At 58.6% G+C, this 18,587-nt stretch carries 14 protein-coding genes and 1 pseudogene; 7 read left to right on the top strand and 8 right to left on the bottom strand.

Annotated elements, in window-relative coordinates; all coding sequences use genetic code 11:
• Positions 1 to 26 precede the first annotated feature (26 nt).
• From ACSQ36_RS31970 to ACSQ36_RS31940, 7 genes are all read left to right on the top strand, one after another.
• Positions 27 to 1,259 (top strand): CaiB/BaiF CoA transferase family protein, encoded by a 1,233-nt coding sequence (locus ACSQ36_RS31970; protein ID WP_436185145.1) that lies wholly within the window; start codon positions 27 to 29, stop codon positions 1,257 to 1,259.
• Between the two features lie 12 nt (positions 1,260 to 1,271).
• A complete protein-coding gene (locus tag ACSQ36_RS31965; protein WP_436185144.1) occupies positions 1,272 to 2,051 on the top strand; it encodes an enoyl-CoA hydratase-related protein in 780 nt (259 codons plus the stop codon).
• 11 nt (positions 2,052 to 2,062) lie between these two features.
• Positions 2,063 to 2,833 (top strand): enoyl-CoA hydratase/isomerase family protein, encoded by a 771-nt coding sequence (locus tag ACSQ36_RS31960; RefSeq protein ID WP_436185143.1) that lies wholly within the window; start codon positions 2,063 to 2,065, stop codon positions 2,831 to 2,833.
• 97 nt (positions 2,834 to 2,930) lie between these two features.
• On the top strand, positions 2,931 to 3,806 hold the full coding sequence (locus ACSQ36_RS31955; protein WP_436185142.1) for a 3-hydroxyacyl-CoA dehydrogenase family protein: 876 nt from the start codon (positions 2,931 to 2,933) through the stop codon (positions 3,804 to 3,806).
• Position 3,807: 1 nt separating this feature from the next.
• The gene (locus ACSQ36_RS31950) at positions 3,808 to 4,479 is read left to right on the top strand and encodes a 3-hydroxyacyl-CoA dehydrogenase family protein (RefSeq protein ID WP_436185141.1); all 672 of its coding nucleotides are present in this window, start codon (positions 3,808 to 3,810) and stop codon (positions 4,477 to 4,479) included.
• Positions 4,480 to 4,542: 63 nt separating this feature from the next.
• Positions 4,543 to 6,069, top strand: coding sequence for a 3-hydroxyacyl-CoA dehydrogenase (locus ACSQ36_RS31945; protein ID WP_436185140.1), 1,527 nt, complete (start codon positions 4,543 to 4,545; stop codon positions 6,067 to 6,069).
• Positions 6,070 to 6,209: 140 nt separating this feature from the next.
• Positions 6,210 to 7,445, top strand: coding sequence for a porin (locus ACSQ36_RS31940; RefSeq protein ID WP_436185139.1), 1,236 nt, complete (start codon positions 6,210 to 6,212; stop codon positions 7,443 to 7,445).
• Between the two features lie 396 nt (positions 7,446 to 7,841).
• On the opposite strand, the gene ACSQ36_RS31935 is transcribed toward ACSQ36_RS31940, so the two are convergent.
• The 8 genes and pseudogenes from ACSQ36_RS31935 to ACSQ36_RS31900 all read right to left on the bottom strand — a co-directional run bounded on the left by ACSQ36_RS31935 (position 7,842) and on the right by ACSQ36_RS31900 (position 18,436).
• Positions 7,842 to 10,139 carry a penicillin acylase family protein gene (locus ACSQ36_RS31935; RefSeq protein ID WP_436185138.1) on the bottom strand — a complete coding sequence of 766 codons (2,298 nt, stop codon included), beginning with the start codon at positions 10,137 to 10,139 and terminating at the stop codon, positions 7,842 to 7,844.
• A gap of 96 nt (positions 10,140 to 10,235) precedes the next feature.
• On the bottom strand, positions 10,236 to 11,414 hold the full coding sequence (locus ACSQ36_RS31930) for a porin (protein ID WP_436185137.1): 1,179 nt from the start codon (positions 11,412 to 11,414) through the stop codon (positions 10,236 to 10,238).
• A 52-nt stretch (positions 11,415 to 11,466) separates the two neighbouring features.
• Positions 11,467 to 12,327, bottom strand: coding sequence for a carbon-nitrogen hydrolase family protein (locus ACSQ36_RS31925; RefSeq protein WP_436185136.1), 861 nt, complete (start codon positions 12,325 to 12,327; stop codon positions 11,467 to 11,469).
• Between the two features lie 99 nt (positions 12,328 to 12,426).
• Complete coding sequence (locus tag ACSQ36_RS31920) at positions 12,427 to 13,593, bottom strand: MFS transporter (protein ID WP_436185135.1); 1,167 nt, start codon at positions 13,591 to 13,593, stop codon at positions 12,427 to 12,429.
• A gap of 136 nt (positions 13,594 to 13,729) precedes the next feature.
• Positions 13,730 to 15,088: an aminotransferase family protein gene (locus tag ACSQ36_RS31915; protein ID WP_436185134.1), complete on the bottom strand. Its 1,359-nt coding sequence runs from the start codon at positions 15,086 to 15,088 to the stop codon at positions 13,730 to 13,732.
• A gap of 200 nt (positions 15,089 to 15,288) precedes the next feature.
• The gene (locus ACSQ36_RS31910) at positions 15,289 to 15,924 is read right to left on the bottom strand and encodes a TetR/AcrR family transcriptional regulator (RefSeq protein ID WP_436185133.1); all 636 of its coding nucleotides are present in this window, start codon (positions 15,922 to 15,924) and stop codon (positions 15,289 to 15,291) included.
• Positions 15,925 to 16,118: 194 nt separating this feature from the next.
• A pseudogene (locus tag ACSQ36_RS31905) lies at positions 16,119 to 17,210 on the bottom strand (branched-chain amino acid ABC transporter substrate-binding protein).
• Between the two features lie 152 nt (positions 17,211 to 17,362).
• The gene (locus ACSQ36_RS31900; RefSeq protein WP_436185132.1) at positions 17,363 to 18,436 is read right to left on the bottom strand and encodes a porin; all 1,074 of its coding nucleotides are present in this window, start codon (positions 18,434 to 18,436) and stop codon (positions 17,363 to 17,365) included.
• Positions 18,437 to 18,587 lie beyond the last annotated feature (151 nt).

Below are 18,587 nucleotides of genomic sequence, written 5' to 3'. Positions count from 1 at the left end.
AGGAATGAAAACGGTTTGATGGAGTAATGTTGAAAACAATCGAGAAACTTCCCACTCAGGATAAATCAGCAGGACTTAGCATGTTGGCGGGGATCCGCGTTCTGGACCTGACAACGTCGATTGCAGGTCCATATGCGACGCAATTGCTAGCCGATATGGGCGCCGCCGTCCTCAAGCTGGAAAGGCCCGGGGTCGGTGACGACACAAGAGCGTGGGGTCCGCCGTTTTTGGGGGAGCAGTCGCTCTGGTTTGCCAGCGTCAACCGCAACAAGGAGAGTATGACGCTTGATGTCACGAACCCTGACGGAAGGGCGATCCTGGAGAGACTGGTCGAAGGAAGTGACGTTATCGTCGTGAACATGGTGCCGGGAGTGCAACGGAAGCTGGGCCTTGACCACGCGCGTTTGAAAGAGATCAACCCAAAGATCATTCACGTGTCCCTGACGGGCTTCGGGTTAACCGGACGCCGCGCCGAGTTGCCGTGCTATGACCTGATCGCAGAAGGCTATTCCAGCGTGATGGACCTGACAGGAGAGCCCGAGTCCGGGCCGCAGAAGGTCGGCACACCTGCGGCCGATCTGCTCGCGGGGCAGGATGTCGCGCTTGCGACGCTCGCAGCCATAGTCGAGCGACAGCGCACGGGAGCCGGCAAGGCTATCGACGTGTCAATGGTGCGAAGCATGGTCCGCTTCATGTCGCCTCGCATCATTGCTTATCTGGGCTCTGGTGAGTGTCCTGGACGCTCAGGCGGCCGGGATTCCGTCATTGCCATCTACCAGGTGTTTGATACAGCGGACGAACCGATTACGCTGGGGCTTGGAAACGACGCGATCTGGCAGCGTTTCTGGACTGCGGTCGAATATCCGGATTACGGCAACCGAAAGGATTTCGCAACGAATGCGCTAAGAAGAAACGCCCGCGCGGAGATCGTTGCGCAGGTGGCTGAAATCCTCAAGATAAAGCCACGTTCCGAATGGTTGGAATTATTCGAAAAGAATAGGATTCCTTCCGGTCCAATCAACCGTATCGATCAGCTCGTCGATGACCAGGACCTGATAGACGAAGGAATGTTCTATGCGGTGAGTGGGCAGGATGGGCTTGTTCCGCAAGTGGGACTGGGGATTTGGTTCGATGGGTGCAGCGAGGTTCATCGAAGTCCTCCGCCTGCGCTTGGGGAAAGCACGGAACACATTCTGAGGGATTGGCTTGGTTTGTCGGAACAGGATGTTGATGACCTGATCGCAAAACGCGTTGTTTAAAGGAGTAATTTCATGGCCTACGAAGAAATTTTGTACGAGGAGGACGGCCCGATCGGCACGATCACCCTCAATCGCCCCGATGACGGAAATATGTTCACTGAACGGATGTGTCATGAGATTCGTGATTGCATCAATGAGATTCGGCGCGAGACGCGAACGCGAGTCATCGTTTTGACGGGAGCGGGCGACAAGTTCTTTTGCACAGGCGGTCGGAAGGACGGGATGCAGGACTCCACGCTCTACGCGGGCGTATTACCGACACTCGAAATGTACGAGAGCATCGATCGTTTGCAAAAGCCGGTGATTGCATCGGTCAATGGTTTTGCCGTTGGAGGGGGAAACGTGCTGCAAGTAGTTTGCGATCTGACGATTGCGAAGGAAAGCGCGGTCTTTCGGCAGGTGGGTCCTATGGTAGGCAGCTTCGACGCCGGCTACGGAACGTGGTACCTGGAAGATCTGGTAGGCAAGAAGCGCGCGAAGGAAATCTGGTATCGCAATCCAAAGATCAGTGCGCAGGAAGCGTTGGAAATTGGATTAATCAACAAGGTTGTACCGGACCTTGAATTGAAGGACGCGACACGACGTTACGCGCTGGAGGTAGCGGAGCGCGGCGCGTTCGCATTGGCTTCAATCAAGGGAGCATTTAACGCGCGCCACGGTGGCGTCAGTGGACTCTCACGTGTCACTCACGATCTTCTGCTGCGCGGTTACCTGGACACGGAGGAACAAGCTGAACTTGCCGCTGCGTTTGGTGAACGCCGTGCGCCTGATGCATCGAAGTTCGGTCACTGAAGGAGCGTTTCATGAGCGTTGAACTCGCCGTGGAAGACGGAATCGCCTTTCTAACGTTGCATCGGCCCGAAGCACTGAATGCGTTGAGCTTTGCCGTACTTAAGGAACTGTCAGGCAAGCTGGACGCGGTGCGTAGTTCCGACGCGCGCGCTTTGATCGTACTAGGCAGCGGTGAAAAGGCGTTCTGTGCGGGTGCGGATATCAAGGAGTTGACCGGACGCGATCTTTCAGCGCAGCGCGACGGCGCTGTGTTTGGACAATCCGTGTTCTGTCAACTTGACGCGTTGCCTATCCCGTCAATTGCGGTGGTAAGGGGCTATGCGTTTGGGGGCGGACTGGAACTCGCGATGGCATGCACATTTCGCGTTGCGACCCCGGACGCCAAAATGGGTTTGCCTGAAATCAAACTGGGCCTTGTGCCAGGTTACGGCGGCACGCAACGGCTACCACGCCTAGTTGGAGCCGCGAAGGCGATGGAGCTCATCATGTCCGGCCGCACGGTCGATGCAATCGAGGCCGAACGTATCGGCCTTGTCAACCGGGTTGTCGAAGCGGGTGACGCGCGGGACATCGGCCGCGAATTCAGTGCTCAGTTCGTGCGGCATAGCAAGCTTGCATTGCTTTTCGCGCGGCAGGCGGTGCAGCGATCCTACGGGCTTGGACTCAACGAAGGCTTAAGCATCGAAGCGGACCTTTCGACACTCGCGTACCAGACTGCGGACGCTGACGAAGGCATGCTTGCGTTCATCGAGAAACGCAAACCGCAGTTCAGGGATGCGTGACCACCGGAAACACGCGGGTATTGGCGCGCGGCATCGCCGACGCAGAGCGTGTCGGGCCGACAAAACCACCGCGATTTGACGATATGAGAGGTTTGAAATGACGAAAGTGAAGACCGTCGCAGTTGCAGGTAGCGGGACAATGGGAACCGGCATCGCAATTGTTGCTGCACGGGCTGGCTTCAAAACGAAAATCTACGATACATGCCAGGACGCGCTCGACCGCGCTCGTGCTCAGACAGAAGGATTTCTCAGCAAATCAGTCGCACGCGGAAAGCTGACCGAAGAAGCTGTGTCGGAGATCCTTGGGCGTTGGTCCAGCACCACCGTGCTTGAAGATCTTGCAGACAGCGACGTTGTCATTGAGGCGGTGTTCGAGGACCTCGATGTCAAACACAAACTGTTCTCTGCGCTGGACGGATTGTGTGGAAAGGACACCGTATTCGCGTCGAATACGTCGACCATCTCGATCACGGAGATTGCTGCTGGGTCGGGTCGACCCGATCGGTTCGTCGGCATGCACTTTTGCCTTCCGGCGCAGTTGATGAAGCTCATCGAGATGTCGTCGGGCTTGATCACTAGCGACGATACCTGGAGTCGTGCGTGGGAATTCGCGCTTGCGATGGGGCAGCATCCGGTCAAGACGAAGGACACGCCAGGATTCATCCTCAATTACTTCCTGATTCCATACAACAACGACGCCATCAGGCTTGTGGAGTCGGGGGTTGCAGAACCTGCCGAGATCGACAAGGCGATCAAGACGGCGTTGGGCTATCCAATGGGGCCAATGGAGCTTCTGGATCTGGTCGGCATGGACACGCAGCGCTTGCTCTGCGATGCAATGCATGGCCTTACCAATGAACCGCGATCGGCCTGCCCACCGTTGGTCAAAAGAATGATCGCGGCGGGCTGGCTCGGCAAGAAATCGGGCCGTGGATTCCACCAATACACTGACACAAAGATGTTTGGAGCTTGAGATGAGCTATTGCATCAAATTGTCCGGCGTTAGCCGGTCGTTTCCCGAGCGCCACGCGTTCCTCGACAACGCGTCAGACGAAGGCGACTGCCAGATCTATCTGGGCGAGTACGCGGGCAAGGAGTACGTCGCCGATCGCGCCAGCCTTCGCACAGACGCGATTGTCGCTATCGAACTCAAGGATGAGTGCCTCGGCGTTTATACCGACGAAGGCGAGGCGTTGCTCGACGCGCAACGCGTATCGGAGCGGGCGTTTGGTTTCGCGCGTTTCCGCCTCGGCAAGGCAGCGCCCACGCAATTGGTCGAGCTCGTAGTACCGCGTAAATATGACGGGACGGCGCTTCTGACACTCAAGGCGCTTTTCGAGGATGCGGGCCTCGTCGTGGCCGTCTGCAACGACTTTCCAGGCCGTATCGTCAACCGCCTGATTCGCCCTTATTACAACGCCGTGCTGCGCCGCTACGACGAGAAACTGGCCAGCGCCGAGGATTTGGACACAACGCTGAAAATGGGACTGGGTTATCCGGAAGGCCCGCTTGCGCTGCTCGATCGAACTGGCCTTGCGGAACACGCGGAAACCTCGCAGGCGCTCTATGAAGCGCTGGGCGAACCGGCGTTCGCACCGGCGCGACTTGCCGCGAATGCGCGGCTCGCCGCGAAGGGCAATGCATAGAGGGTGCAGGCCTGCTCCCCAATGCATTGCATGACAAAATTGGAAAACCCGAACCCATATCTAATGAAAGAAGATTTCAAGACGCACGCTCTCGGCATCGTTGGATCCGGTGCGATGGGACGTGGCATCGCGCAAATCTCCGCCCTCGCCGGCATTGACGTGCGTCTCTACGACATCAGTCGCGATGCGGTCGAAGCGGCGTGCGGATATTTGAGCGACACGCTCACGATGCTCGCCGGAAAAGGCCGTATCACCGCTGCGGCAGCGACCGAAGCTGTCGCGAGAATCAAGCCCGCAGATTCGATCGAGGCTTTGAAAGACTGCGATGTCATCGTCGAGGCGATCGCGGAGAACCTGGAAGCGAAGCGCGCGCTTTTTAAGCAGCTCGATGCAATGGTACTCGACACCTGCATTCTCGCATCCAATACGTCGTCGCTCTCCATCACCGCGATCGCCGCGGCGTGCTCAAAGCCCGAGCGCGTCGCCGGTTTTCACTTTTTCAACCCAGTGCCGTTGATGAAGGTTATCGAGGTGGTCGACGGTCTGCGAGGCGCGCGTTCGACGGGTGATCGGCTGGTTCTACTCGCGCGTCGGCTTGGGCACACGCCGGTGCGCGCGAAAGACATGCCAGGCTTCATCGTCAATCACGCCGGGCGCGCGATGAATACGGAGGGACTTCGCATCGTCGGTGAAGGAATTGCGGACTTCGTCGATATTGATCGCATCATGCGGGAGCAGGCCGGATTCAGGCTCGGACCCTTCGAGCTCATGGATCTCACGTCGCTTGACGTTTCGCATCCGGTCATGGAGTCGATCTATCAGCAATTTTATGAGGAGCCGCGATTCCGGCCGTCCACCTTGGCCGCGATTCGTCTCAGTGGCGGCCTGGTTGGCAAAAAAACCGGGGAGGGTTTCTACAAATACGTGAATGGCAAGCCGGCCTTGCCGCCGGAAGATGCCATCGCAACGGACCTACCGGAGCGGGTCTGGGTAAGTTGCCAAGATTCCGTTGCGTACGCGCAGATCGCAGGTTTGATTTCGGCGGCCGGAGTCACGTTGGAGAAAGACGGGCGGCCCTCGGAACATGCGTTAATCATCGTGGCGCCGCTTGGCAAGGACGCCACGACTGCCGCAATCGAAGAAGGGCTTGACGCAACGAGGGTCGTCGCGCTCGATTGTCTGCTTCCGGTCGGCAATTCCGCGCGCCGCACGCTAATGACGACGCCCGTCACGGACGCACGAGTGCGTGAACAGGCCCGAGCACTTTTCGCACAGGATGGCGCAGCCGTGACGATAATACGCGACTCCAATGGTTTTGTGGCGCAGCGCATTGTGGCGACCATCGTCAACGTCGGTTGCGATATCGCGCAGCAGAGAATTGCATCGCCGGAGGACATCGATCGTGCCGTAACGCTCGGATTGGGGTATCCGAAAGGTCCTCTGGCACTGGGCGACGCGATCGGGGCGGCAAGAATTCTTGAGATTCTGAACAATATGCAAGACGCGCTTGGCGATCCGCGCTATCGCCCTTCGCCCTGGCTGAAGCGGCGCGCGCAACTCGGAGCATCGTTGACGCGCGCGGATACCTGAGCGAGACGGAACTCAAGCGAAAACCACCAAGCGACGGGAATCGGGTGCATTCGCTTCCTGTCGCTAAACAAAGAGTAATACAAGCAATACGCTGTATATCATTAGTACACCATATAAATTAAATGAAATAAGGAGACGGTATGAAAAAGAGTCACTTCTGGCTGGGTCAGGTCATCGCGCTGGTGGCTGCGAACACAGCTCACGCGCAGAACTCGGTCACGCTTTATGGATTGATCGACACCGGTATCAACTATACGAACAGCGCTCAAACCGGCAGAAGCGCGAACGGGGCTCTCGAAGGCAAGTCGCTGGTGAACATGACGGACGGCTCGACGCGAGGTTACGGCAGCCGCTGGGGCCTCAAAGGGTCCGAGGATCTCGGTGGCGGACTTTCGACGATCTTCACGATCGAAAATGGTTTCAATATTGCGAATGGCGCGCTAGGGCAGGGCGGAGCGCTATTCGGCCGGCAGGCTTTCGTAGGGCTCAAGAGCGAGACGTTCGGCACGATGACCTTCGGGAGGCAATATGACTCACAGGCTGACTTCGTCTCGAACTATTCGCCGTTTCTCATTGCTGCGATTTCCGGCACGACACCTGGCGACGTGGATGGCCTCGGACACACACGACGTGTGAACAACGCCATCAAATACTTGAGCCAGAATTATCGCGGTCTGACGTTTGGCGGCCTGTATTCACTCGGCGGCAAGGCTGGTGATTTTACCGGCTCTCAGGTGTTGGCGCTCGGCGCGAGCTACGAGGCCGGTGGTTTCTCCGCTGGGGTAGGGTATTTCAACGCGCGCGATCCGAATCTTTCCGCCTTTGGCAATAACCCGAATTCCGGTGGCGCCGGAACGAACAATATGGGCTCGCTCGGATCAGCGACCTCACCGGAGTCCAACCCGATCTATGCGGGCTATGCCTCCGCGCATACGTTTGAAATCTATTCGGCGGGCACGAGCTACAAGCTCGGCAAGGCGACGCTGGCGGCATCGTTCAGTCATTCGGCATTCGAGAATCTTGGTGATCTGGAAGCCGGCCCCAATCCGTTCGACTATCGTGGCACGGCAGTCTTCAATACGGCGACGGCAACGGTGTCCTACTTCGCGACGTCCACTTTTCAGATTGGTGGAGGCTATAGCTACACGCACGGCGGCGGCGCCGGCGGAAATGGCCCGGCGACCTATCATCAAGGCATTTTCTCGCTGCAGTACTTCCTCTCGAAACGCACCGAGGTTTATTTCTACGGCGTCTATCAGGTTGCGTCCGGCACGGACTCGCTGGGTCAGCCCGCAGTCGCGAATATCGACCTCATGACGCCATCGAGCACGAACCATCAGTTCATCGGTCGGGTTGGCATCGTTCAGCGGTTCTAAGGCGTTGCCGTTGCGGTCCATGGACCGCAACGGAGCAGGCAATTCGTGCCACGCGCCGTGCCTGGTGCAAGGGCGCATGGCATCGCGCAGCGGCGTTCGGGGCAGACGAGGACCGATGAGCCAACGCTATGTGGGCAGACGAATATCTGGGCATTGATGAATTCATCGATTCACATGCCGTCTCGAGGTTTTAGCGGATGGTTTGCCTCCTCTGCTTTTTCGTGGCGGTGCCGGACTGTTTCGATGCTGCGCGCATCGGCTTCGTGGGGCCAGTGATCAGGGCGCGCGCAGGTTCAATCCAATCGACCTAGGCCGACGGCGCCCGACTCAGAGCCAAACGGTGGTCTTCAACAGATTTTCCGTTCCCGAGGGAAAAACGATCAATGGGGCAAGTATCTATGCGGGGCCTTCGCGAGACAAGTTAGGCAGAAGCCGGCACAAGGTAGCCTGCTTTGCGATGTCGGTCCAGTCGTAGAGCATCGGCACCATTTCCAGTTCACCCCACCTGCGATTCTGGTCACTGCGGTGAGGGTTTCCCGGCGCCCCAGAGACGCCCTGAAAAGCGATCCATTCGGAATTCGACCAGTTGCCTACATCGAATGCATAACGCGCTAACGATGAATACACGGTCCGTAGTCCCTGTCCGGCGTTGAACGCGGTTGCCATCACGGTGTCGCCGTCGCCGCCAACCGGCACGCAGTCGAGATTGAGTACATTTGCTGCCTCGGGGAACAGGCGCGACAGCGGATGCTCGAGCCTCGGAGTGTGCAGATCCGACCAGCAAGCCGCTGCCGGTAGCGCGCTCGCCGCACGCTGCAATGCTTCGGTGAGGACGTCTGTCCAGCGCTGGCCGCCGAGGAGCGACGTGTCGTCGTCGCGTAGCAAGGTAGGAACAATCCACCAGAGGTGTGAGACGACGGCTGGCGCGTCGACCCATCCCTGCCAGACCTCATGCACCGGGTTCGAAGAAATGAGGCCACATCGTTCACCGACGAGACGGGCAAGCTCTACGCGGAACACACTGTACGCAGCGGCGTGCGCGGAGTCCGCGCCCATCCGGCCGTCCCAGTTGACGATCATCGCGCGCAGGGCCGCTGCTTCGGGATGCGCCAATGCAAGTTCCGCGAGATGACGCTGGAACAGCGCTGCGGGAATGCTGACCAGGTCGCCGAAGATCGGTTTCATCGAATCGATCGAATATCGGTCAAGCTCCGCCAGGCGACGCGTGATGCGTTGCGCGCGGTGCGGCGGGATACAGTCGGTCGACAGATAAGGCCAGTCGACATCGGCACTCACGCGGTTGTTTGCGGTGACAATCAAGTGGTTGCCCGGGTCGATCATTGTCGGCATGGACTCGAACGGTACGATGCCGCGCCACTCGTATGCGTCGAGCCATCCAGGCACCGGCAGCCAGCCATTGTGGCGACTGCGATCGGGAACCTTGCCACGGACTCGATGCCCAATGTGGCCGTGCGTGTCGGCCGCGACCAGGTTGTGATCGATCAGCCCCCAATCACGCGTTGACTCGAACAGTTCGTCAATGGACGTCGCGCGCTGCATGCGCAGCAGGCAGTCGAAAGAATGGTCAGTCTCGGCGAACTGGATGGATTTCAACGCGAGACCGCAACCCTCGGCTGGGTCGCCAATGATCAGCGGGCCATGTGCCGTTTCAACAATATCGATCTCGACGGTCTTTTCGCCGCGAACTGCTATGAGCTCGGTTCGCTGCACCGTCTTTTCCCAGCCCGTCGATGTCTGGTACTCGGTACCGCCATCACGAAATCGCTCAATATAGAGATCGTGCATATCGACGAACGCGACGGTCACGCACCACGCGGTATGCGCGTTGTGGCCAACATGAGGAAATCCCGGCACGCCCGGGATCGTCAAGCCGATCACGTCGAAATTCGGACTGCGCAGATGGGCTTGCGAATACATCGACAATACTTCCAGTTCGCGGTGTGGATCGCCCATCAGGATGGGCCGGCCACTCTCGGTCAGTTGCGGCCCGACCGCCCAGTTGTTGCTTCCGCCGCCCGTTGCGTCGTGCGGCGCGAACTGGAGCAACTCGGCGATCGAAGGCTGAAGCATGGCGAGATCGACGCCCCACCTTTGTCCCGATGCGCCGCTCGGCACACAGAGCAAGTCGTTGCCGCCATCGTCGTAACGCAGCTTTCCGATGTTTTCTTCGCCAACCTGAGCGAGCGCGGCAGCGCGGAATAGCTTCATCCAGAACGAGCCCATCAGGAAACCAATCTGGCGCATCACCGCGATCGAATGCCAGGGCAGCCACGCCTCCGGGCGCGTGCCGAGCAGTTGATACTCGAGCGGCAAGTCGCCGATGTCCACGCTGTTGATATACGCGTTCACGCCGGTCGCATAGCTTTCAAGCATGTTCACCGTCTCCGCGTCCAGTGCGGCGTAATCGCGCTGGGCCACGCGCGCGCCGCCAAGCCGTCGGGCGAGGGTATCGCCGAAGAGGGCGTCAGCGCCTTTCCATTCGGCCCAGCGACCGACCGCTTTGCGGCGCTGCATTTCCATTTGCCACAGGCGATCTTGCGCGTGGGCGTAGCCGAGCGCGACGAACGCATCATGGTCGCTACGGGCATCGATATGGGGAATTCCCCACTGATCTCGCCACAGCTGAACTGTGTCGTGCAGGCCGTGGATTCGTAGCGTATTGGACTCCGCCATCGCTCTTCCTCTGGTATTGATGTGTTGACTATGATCCCGTTCAGGTCCGTCGCGTTGATTCGCGCCGGACCCAAAACTCAGATGCGTTCTGCACGTTCAAAACGTATGCGTCATACCTACTGTCGCGACAATCTGGTGGTTGTTGCTCGACGGTGTTGCCGCGGTAATCGCGGCAACCGCAGCCGCACCGGTTGAATCGGTGCCCGCCGCGCGCTGATAGATGCCAAAAGCGTACAGCGAAGTACTGCGCGACAGCGAATAGATGGCGCCGACGTCTGCCTGCTGATAGTGCGCGGAACCCAGGTCTCCCGCGCCGCTGTTCTTCATGTAAGTGTAAGCCGCGCCCAGCAAGAGGGCGGGGGACAATTGATATCTGAAGTTGACTTCACCGGTGTTGAATATCGCGGAACCGGTGTAGTGCTTTTCGGCGGCATTGAGCCCCGCCACCTCAACGGAACCCAGGTTTTTGAATTGGGTGTTCGTGTAAAGCAGTCCGACGGTCGCGGATCCGAACACGTAGTTGCCGCCCGCGCCAATGATTTGTTGAGAACCGGCTGACGCGTAACCCGAGTTGACCGGGCTGACAATGTTGACACCCGTCGTGCTGTCATTCGCCTTGTTGCCCCAGAACGAGAAGTTCGGATCTTTCGCGAGCAGATAGCCCGCAGCCAGCGTCACTGATCCGTTCGTGTAGGTCGTAGCAACGTCAATAATCTCGTTGCGGGTGAAATCACCGGAGACACCACCGAGGCTGTAGAGCGTCGTCACCTGCAGACCGCGATACATCGGGCTCTGATATTTGATCGCATTCGCGATCCGGTTCGAGCTGTCGAGATTGTCCACATCGCCCGGATGGGTTCCGTAACCGGCGCCGATCGCAGCCCAGTAGCCACCCGCCGACAACGGGCCGACCGCCATGTAGGTGGCCGAATACTGCCGCCCGAGCGTCAATGTACCGTACGGATTCGACAGGCCGACAAACGCTTGGCGGCCGAACTCGGTGCCGTTGGTGCCCATCTTTCCGGAGTTGATCAGGAATCCGTCCTCGACGGTGAAGATCGCCTTCAGTCCGCCGCCAAGATCTTCGCTGCCGGTCAACCCCCAGCGATTCGCGCCATTCGCGCCACTAACTTCGGCATACTGATGAGCGCCGGCGGCGTTAGAAGTGAACGCGATTCCCGCGTCCACGACGCCGAACAGTGTGACACTGCTCTGGGCATAGGCACTCGACAAGGACAGCGTCATGACTGCCCCCACTGCTAGTTTCGTTTTCATCGGGCGTTTCTCCAATTGCGTCAATGTTGAATGTGAAGGGAAAGTGATCCGGTTACTGCGGAACTGTGCGTTCGCCAATGACGGGCGAAGGCTTGAACCCCGGTGTCTCGCCGGGTTGAAATGACCACGCGGGAACCTTGCCGCGTGCTTCCCGAACCAGCCGGACATCGAGTTCGGCGGTGATCACGCCAGGTTCGTCGGCTGCCTCGGCGAGCACACGTCCCCACGGATCGACGATCAGCGAATGTCCGTACAGTTCGACGCCGTTTTCAAACCGGCCGCATTGTCCAGCCGCCAGCACGAAACACCCGGTCTCGATTGCCCGGGCACGCAGCAGCGTGTGCCAGTGGGCTTCGCCCGTATGGCGCATGAACGCGGATGGAACGCTGATCACGGTCGCGCCTTGCTGCGCGTAATGACGATAGAGATGCGGGAAACGCAGGTCGTAGCAAATGGACATGCCCAACTTGCCGAGTGCGCATGAACTCAACACGGGACCCGTGCCCGGCGAGACTGTGGCGCTTTCGCGGATCTGGCGATCCGGCAGGTCAATGTCGCATAGGTGAATCTTGTCGTACCGGCTTCTGATTGCACCGTCAGCGCCAATCATGAACGACGAATTTAAGATTCGATCGTCATCCGAAAGAATCCCGATCGAGCCGGCAATCACCTCCACGCCCCGTTCCCTGGCAAACGCGGACAAGGCCTTCAATGCCGGATGTTCGTCTTCAGCAAACGCAACCGGCGCAGGCAGGCCGCCGCGCGTGCCGACACCGGCACAGACCTCCGGCAGCAGCGCCAGCGTCGCGCCACGGACGACGGCGATATCGAGCCAATACAGCGCCGTGTCGACGTCACGTTGCCAGTCTGTGCTCGCCGTGTATTGCACACAAGCGGCTATGAGTTTTTCCATGATCGTCTCTTCATTTAATAGCGTGGAATACAAAATTTATTCGTATAACTAATCAAAAACGGCTGGACTGCGGATTCTGGACGGTAACGACCATGGCCCTTATGTAGCGGCGGCTGATCGATACATGATTAGCGCCAGCATCCAGGCAGCGCCGAGGAAGCAGGCCGCCGCTGTCAGTGCCGGCGTGAAACCGTGGAAGGACTGGATCAGCCATCCGGACAACGATGGGCCGATGATCAAGCCAACGCCTATACCCGCCGACGAGAAGGTGACCAGGCGTCCGCTCTTTTCCCTCGCTGCGATGATGGCAAACAGCGGCGGACTCGTGTAGGTCCAGGCGAACTTGAATAGCATCGCGGACACGACGAAGACCGTCACGTCCCGTGCTGAAGCCAATCCGACGACGGCCGCGATGAGCAAGGCAAGGCCGATGGTGACGACCGCGATTAACGGAAAACGCTTGCCGGAAATTGTCGCAACACCGGCGCCTAGCACGCCTGCGCCTGCCGACAATGACAGGATCATGCCGATGTTCGTAACCGGTACGCCAAGGCTCTTGCCGATCGCGCCAGCGAACGTCCAGACACCGCTGAAGCTGATATAGATCATCGTGACCAGCGCGAGTCCGCGCAGGAAGTCGCCGCGGGTCGCCATGCTCGCTGCCCGTACCTTTGCCGGGCCGCCCGCTTCATCGGGCAAGAACGGCACGATCAACCATCCGAGCATGCCGGCGAGGACTTCACCAAGAAAGAACGCTGACAGGCCGTAGCGCTGGAATAACGACGGCAGGAGCGCGAGACCAATCACGCCGGAGACAATCTGCCCCAGCAGGAAAGCGCCATTCGCACGGGTCGGATTTTCACTCCGGCCGCATGCTGTAATGCCGATCATCGTTAGCGTGCAACCGCCGAAAATGGCGGTCAGTCCGCGCATAACCAGCAGTAGCGGATAGCTGCCGCTGGCGACGATCGACAAGATATTGCCAAGCACGAACAGCACCAGGGAGACGCGCATGATCGACGCCAGGCGGGCACGCGCCAGTACGTAGGTGCCGAGAAATCCGGCTACCGCATAGCCGCAGAATTCGACCGAGAAGAACAACCCGATTGAACGGGGATCAAGATGATGGGTGCGTACCAGCTCGTTCGCAATCGCGGGAGCGTAGAGCAGCGCAGCGCTGGGAAAGGTGCCAAGGAAGAACAGCGCAACGAATAGCCGCAAATTTTCGATGCGAGGGGCGGAAGTCCGCGAAAGGTCGATTTCCATATGTCCAGCGCCTGATTGGCGGTTCCTCAGAGTGAGTGTCGGTGTCGATGTTCGGACGGCACCGGCCAAGACTTTTCCGGTACCGGGCTGCCCGCGCAATGCTTGACGAGGAGGCTCGCCGGGTTCATTTTTTCGCTTATCCTTTTATTGCATAGCGCATCGCGTAGGCGGCATCGGTCGCTGCCTGGACAATGTCCATGCACTGCGTTGCCTCCTCAATAGTCGTGATCATTGGCAACACGATGTGCAACGTCGAGCCGATTGCGCGCACGATCAAGCCGCGTTCGTACGCTTGCTTCGCGACCTGCTCGCAGAATGCGCTATTTTCGAGGTCGCTTTCAGCGACGTTGAATTCGACGCCCGCCAGCACACCAATCGATCGTGTGTCGCCGATCGCAGGATGCTCAGCAAGCTGGGCGACGCGGCGGGCGATCAGTGGTCCGAGTCGCTCGGCAACGTGGGCGACCAGACCGTTTTCTTCGATTACCTTGATGTTTGCCAGGGCGACCGCCGCGCCGACCGGATGTCCGCAATTCGTGAAACCGTGTTCGAAGTCGTGATTCGCGTTGTTGAGCACCGCATCAATATCAGCGTTGATGCCGACCGCCGACATCGGGAAATATGACGAGGTCATGCCTTTGGCGAGCGTCATCATGTCCGGCACGAAACCCAACGTCTGATGGCAGAACATATTGCCGGTCTTGCCGAATCCGGTGACGACTTCATCGGCGACCAGCAGGATGCGATGACGCGTGCAGATCTCGCGCACGCTAGCCCAATAGCCGTCGGGCGGCACGATCATCCCGCCGGTTGCTTGCACTGGCTCCGCAAAAAAAGCGGCAATGTTATGCGCGCCGATTTCTTCAATCATGCGCTCAAGAGAAGCTGCCGCTTGCTGGCCACATTCATAGGGTGTCTGACCTTGCCCGTAGCGGTACCAGTACGGCGCGTCGGCGTGCGCGACGAGATTCGGCAGCGGCAGCCCGAATTGTGGATGGTAGTGGTCAATCCCGGTCAGGCTCGTCGCGACCACCGTATTGCCATGGTACGAATGGTGTCGCGACAGCAGCATTCTGCGTTGCGGTTCGCCCCGCAGGCGCCAATAGTGGTACGCAATCTTCACCGCGGATTCATTCGCGTCGGAACCGGTCGATGCGAAAAAGAATTTGCGGAACACGCCATTAGTTAGCTTAACTAATTTTTCTGCCAACGCACTGGCGGCCTGGTTCGAATAGCCGCCAAACGTATGGCAGTAGGACAACGAACGCATTGCATCGTAAGCCGCCTTCGAGACCACTTCGTTGCCGTAGCCAATGTTTACGCAACCCAGTCCGGACAAACCGTCGATCACGGTCTTGCCGTCTATCGTCATATGAATTCCAGCGGCACTTGACACCATCTCTGGCCCTTTGGCGTCAAGGTCTCTTGGATTTGTCATAGGGTGCAGGTGGTATTGGGCATCAGCTTGCTTCAGCGCATCAAGGCTTACATTCATCAGCTACTCCTAAGTTGATATTTATCAAGTTACATCGAACGTTACCGGCGAAATTTTGTAACGTCAACGAAGACAAAAAACATTTTTTAGATATTTATCTGAATTCGAAACGGTCGGGTCGGCACGAATTTCTGCGCCTGGCTGCGGCTGGAATAGTGAGTACGGGGTGAGGGCGCGCAATGGCCGACAGCGGCGCCGAGCTAATCGCACGGCCTCGGTGTCAGATATTCCGGCAGCACAGTACGCAGATAGGCGGTGCGTCCCCGGCGTGCATAGAGCTTTGCGCCGTCGGGTAGATGCCCGTCGCGAAGCAGATACACCGACCAGATTGCGTCATTGATCGCCGCCATTTCAACAAAGCGTTCGAGCAGGTCAGGAATCTCCGGCAATAGGAATTGCTCGCGAAATCCATCGAGTAAATGCTGCGCCAGGGTCCGATTGTTCTCCAGGTCGAGCCGCCGGATCTCGGAGGAATACCCCGTGCCTAGCAAGACCTTGAGGGTTGCGGGATTGGCCTCGCACACAGCGAGCATTGCCGTATGTTGCGCATCCAGGAGATCCTGCCAACGCTCGTAGCGCCCAAGATTGGAGGTTGGGACCTCACGAAACAGCGCCAGGTAGCGTTCGGCGAGCGCCACGAAGACCAATGAAGCTTCAGGGAAGAAGTGATAGACGCTTTGGGGCTGAATGTTCAAATGCGAGGAGATATCATAAATGCCGATGTCCGACGGATCGCGGTCCCGCAATAAAGTCTCGACTGCATCCAGAATCTCCTCGAATCGCTGCTTGCCGTGTTCTTGCGTAGGTCGGCGGATTTCGGGTTTTCGCTTGTGCATGTTTGCTTTTATCGCCCTTTTGGCCATCCAGTTCGTCCTCTTGTTCTGCCCAATCCCTACTCAGTCCGACTTGTGGGGCAAGCATACGAACGCATCAACGCGGCTGGCGTTGACGGTATCTTACCGAAGTTGGCTTGACGTGTTCGACGAGTGAAGCGGGAGAGGTGAGTGACGGAAGTGGCTGGCGCGGGCGGTCAATTGGCCTCTCTTTCGACAAACACGACATCGCGATCGCCGTTCCGGTAACGAAAAATGCTGGTAATGGATTTCCGCAAGTCGCCATGTTGATCGAAGGCGATGGAGCCCGTCACCCCGTCCAGATTGGTTGTCGGCACTGTCCGCAGGATGTCGCCCGCTGCCGTTGATTTGGCGCGTGTCATGACATCGGCAATCACATAGACGGCATCGTACGAATACGGCGCAAAACCGTCTGGCTCCGTGCCAAAGCGTTGCCGGTAACGCAGAGCGAACGCCGCACCGCGCTGGCTGTTTCGGAAATCCGAGCCGGGTATGGAACAGACCACGCCGTCAGCTGATTTTCCGGAGAGACGCCCGAGTGCTTCCGAGCACAAACCGTCGCCGCCCAGGATCAACGAGCGCAAGTTCAACTGACGGGCCTGGCGAATAAACGGCACGCCGGCGTTGACGAAGCCGCTGAACAGGATTGCATCGGGATTGAGCGCTTTCAATATAGTAAGCAGTGCATGAAAATCCATCCCGTATGGGCTGATCGCCTCGCGCCGCGCAATCTTGATGCCGTTCTTGCGTGCCGCTCTTTCAAAAGAAGACGCGAGGCTCTCCCCATATTCGCTCTGATCGTCAATAAGCACAATGTTGCGCACAAGCAGATTGTGCGCCGCATAGTCTGCGAGCGCGGCGCCCTGAGCCGCATCCGTTGCGACGAGGCGAAACGCGGTCGCGAAGCCCTGATGGGTGTACACGGGGCTAGTCGCACCGGGCTACAATTGCGCAACGCCGGCATTGTGGTACAGGCGGGAAGCCGGCACGGACGTTCCTGACGTCATGTGACCCACGATCGCTACGACGTTGTCGTCGATCAGCCGCTGCGCGACCTGCGTTGCAGCGCGCGGATCGCCGGCATCGTCTTGTGCATCGAGCACGAGTTGCACCGCCTTGCCGTTCACGATCAACGGATGTGCGTTGAGTTCGTCGACCGCCAGTTGTGCGCCGGTCTCGGTCTCCTTGCCGAACTGCGCGAGCGCGCCGGTCAGCGGCGCGGCGAAGCCGATCTTGACGACCTCGTCCGCGCCGGCGGCACCGGACATTGAGATCATCACGCCCAGTGCGGCCATTACACCTCTCATGCCCCGTATGCAGGCAATAAGGGGAATTGAACGACTACGCAGGCGCATAGCAAGATCTCCTGACGACACAATGGGTATCCGCGATCATGGCTGCAATCTGACGATCGCCGGCATCAGAACCAGTGCCGCATGCCGACTGCGAACTCCGTCTGATTGTTCGAATAGGGCAATTGCACGCGGGCAGCGCCGGACGTGTGATTGTAGTCAACCTGCGCGTAGACGCTGCTGCGCTTCGAAAACGAATATTCCGCTTCCGACACCGCCGCCCACCGGACACCATCGTTGCCGCTGATCTTCATCGCGTCGTGAATGTCGTCGTAGTAGTACGCCTCGCGCAGCAACACATACGGTGTCAGTTGCCACGCTACGCCGGCGAATGCGCCCTGATCCTTGCGCGCGACGTTCGCGGTTCCGTAGGGCGCACCCGCGACGTTAAGTTGCGCGTCGCCGATGTCGGCGTTGTCGTGGTTGTTCTGGTACCCCGCGTAAAACGTCGCGTCACCGTACTTGTAGGAAGAGGCTACGCCGAAGATCTGTTGCAATCCACCGGACACGGCGGCTTTCGTCTGTTGATACACGGCGGCGAGCGAAAACGCGCCCTGCGCATAGGTGAGTCCTGAGCCCCACTGTGAACCGCGCGCGACGCTGCCGGCGATACCGCCGAACGCGTAACTGAGTGACGCGGTGAACGGCCCGAACTGCTTCGTGTAGTTGACTGAACTGGGTTTGCGGAACGTATCTGTTGCGTACCACCACGCGGTATCGTAATAGTCACCGACGGTCAACGGGTCGAGCGCGCCCATGATTGAATAGAACTGCGTGTCTTGATTGCCGACGCTGAGCGAACCGAAGTTTCCCTTTAAACCGACTATCGCCATCCGGTCGAACACTGTGCCCGGCGCCGCCATCGTGCCATCCTGCAGATTAAAGCCGCTCTCGAGTTGAAAAAATGCGCTGGTGCCGCCGCCAAGATCCTCATTGCCGATCAAGCCAAAACGGCTGTGATTGATCGCGCCGTTGCTCACCAGTACCGCATGGTCGCCCTGCGAGTCCGCGTGAGTTTGCCAGACGACGCTGGCATCCGCGACACCGTATAGCGTTACCGACGACTGCGCGTGGACGGGCGGACTGCAAACGAGTGCCGCGTACGTCAGTGCGCTTAATGGAAAAATGGGGCGAATGGACATATCAGAATTCCTGTCTTCGAGCAAACGCGTTGATTCCCTGAATCGACGCATGATCGAAACTATGTTGTTATGGAATGGAGACTTGCGAATCGGACTTGCCAAGGGCAACGCGCGCCGCTCATGCCTTTCCGGTTGACGAATTCGGGCCTCC

It is taken from the genome of Caballeronia sp. LjRoot34 (assembly GCF_964253815.1).
Lineage (GTDB): Bacteria > Pseudomonadota > Gammaproteobacteria > Burkholderiales > Burkholderiaceae > Caballeronia.
This window is presented reverse-complemented; position numbering and strand designations above follow the sequence as displayed.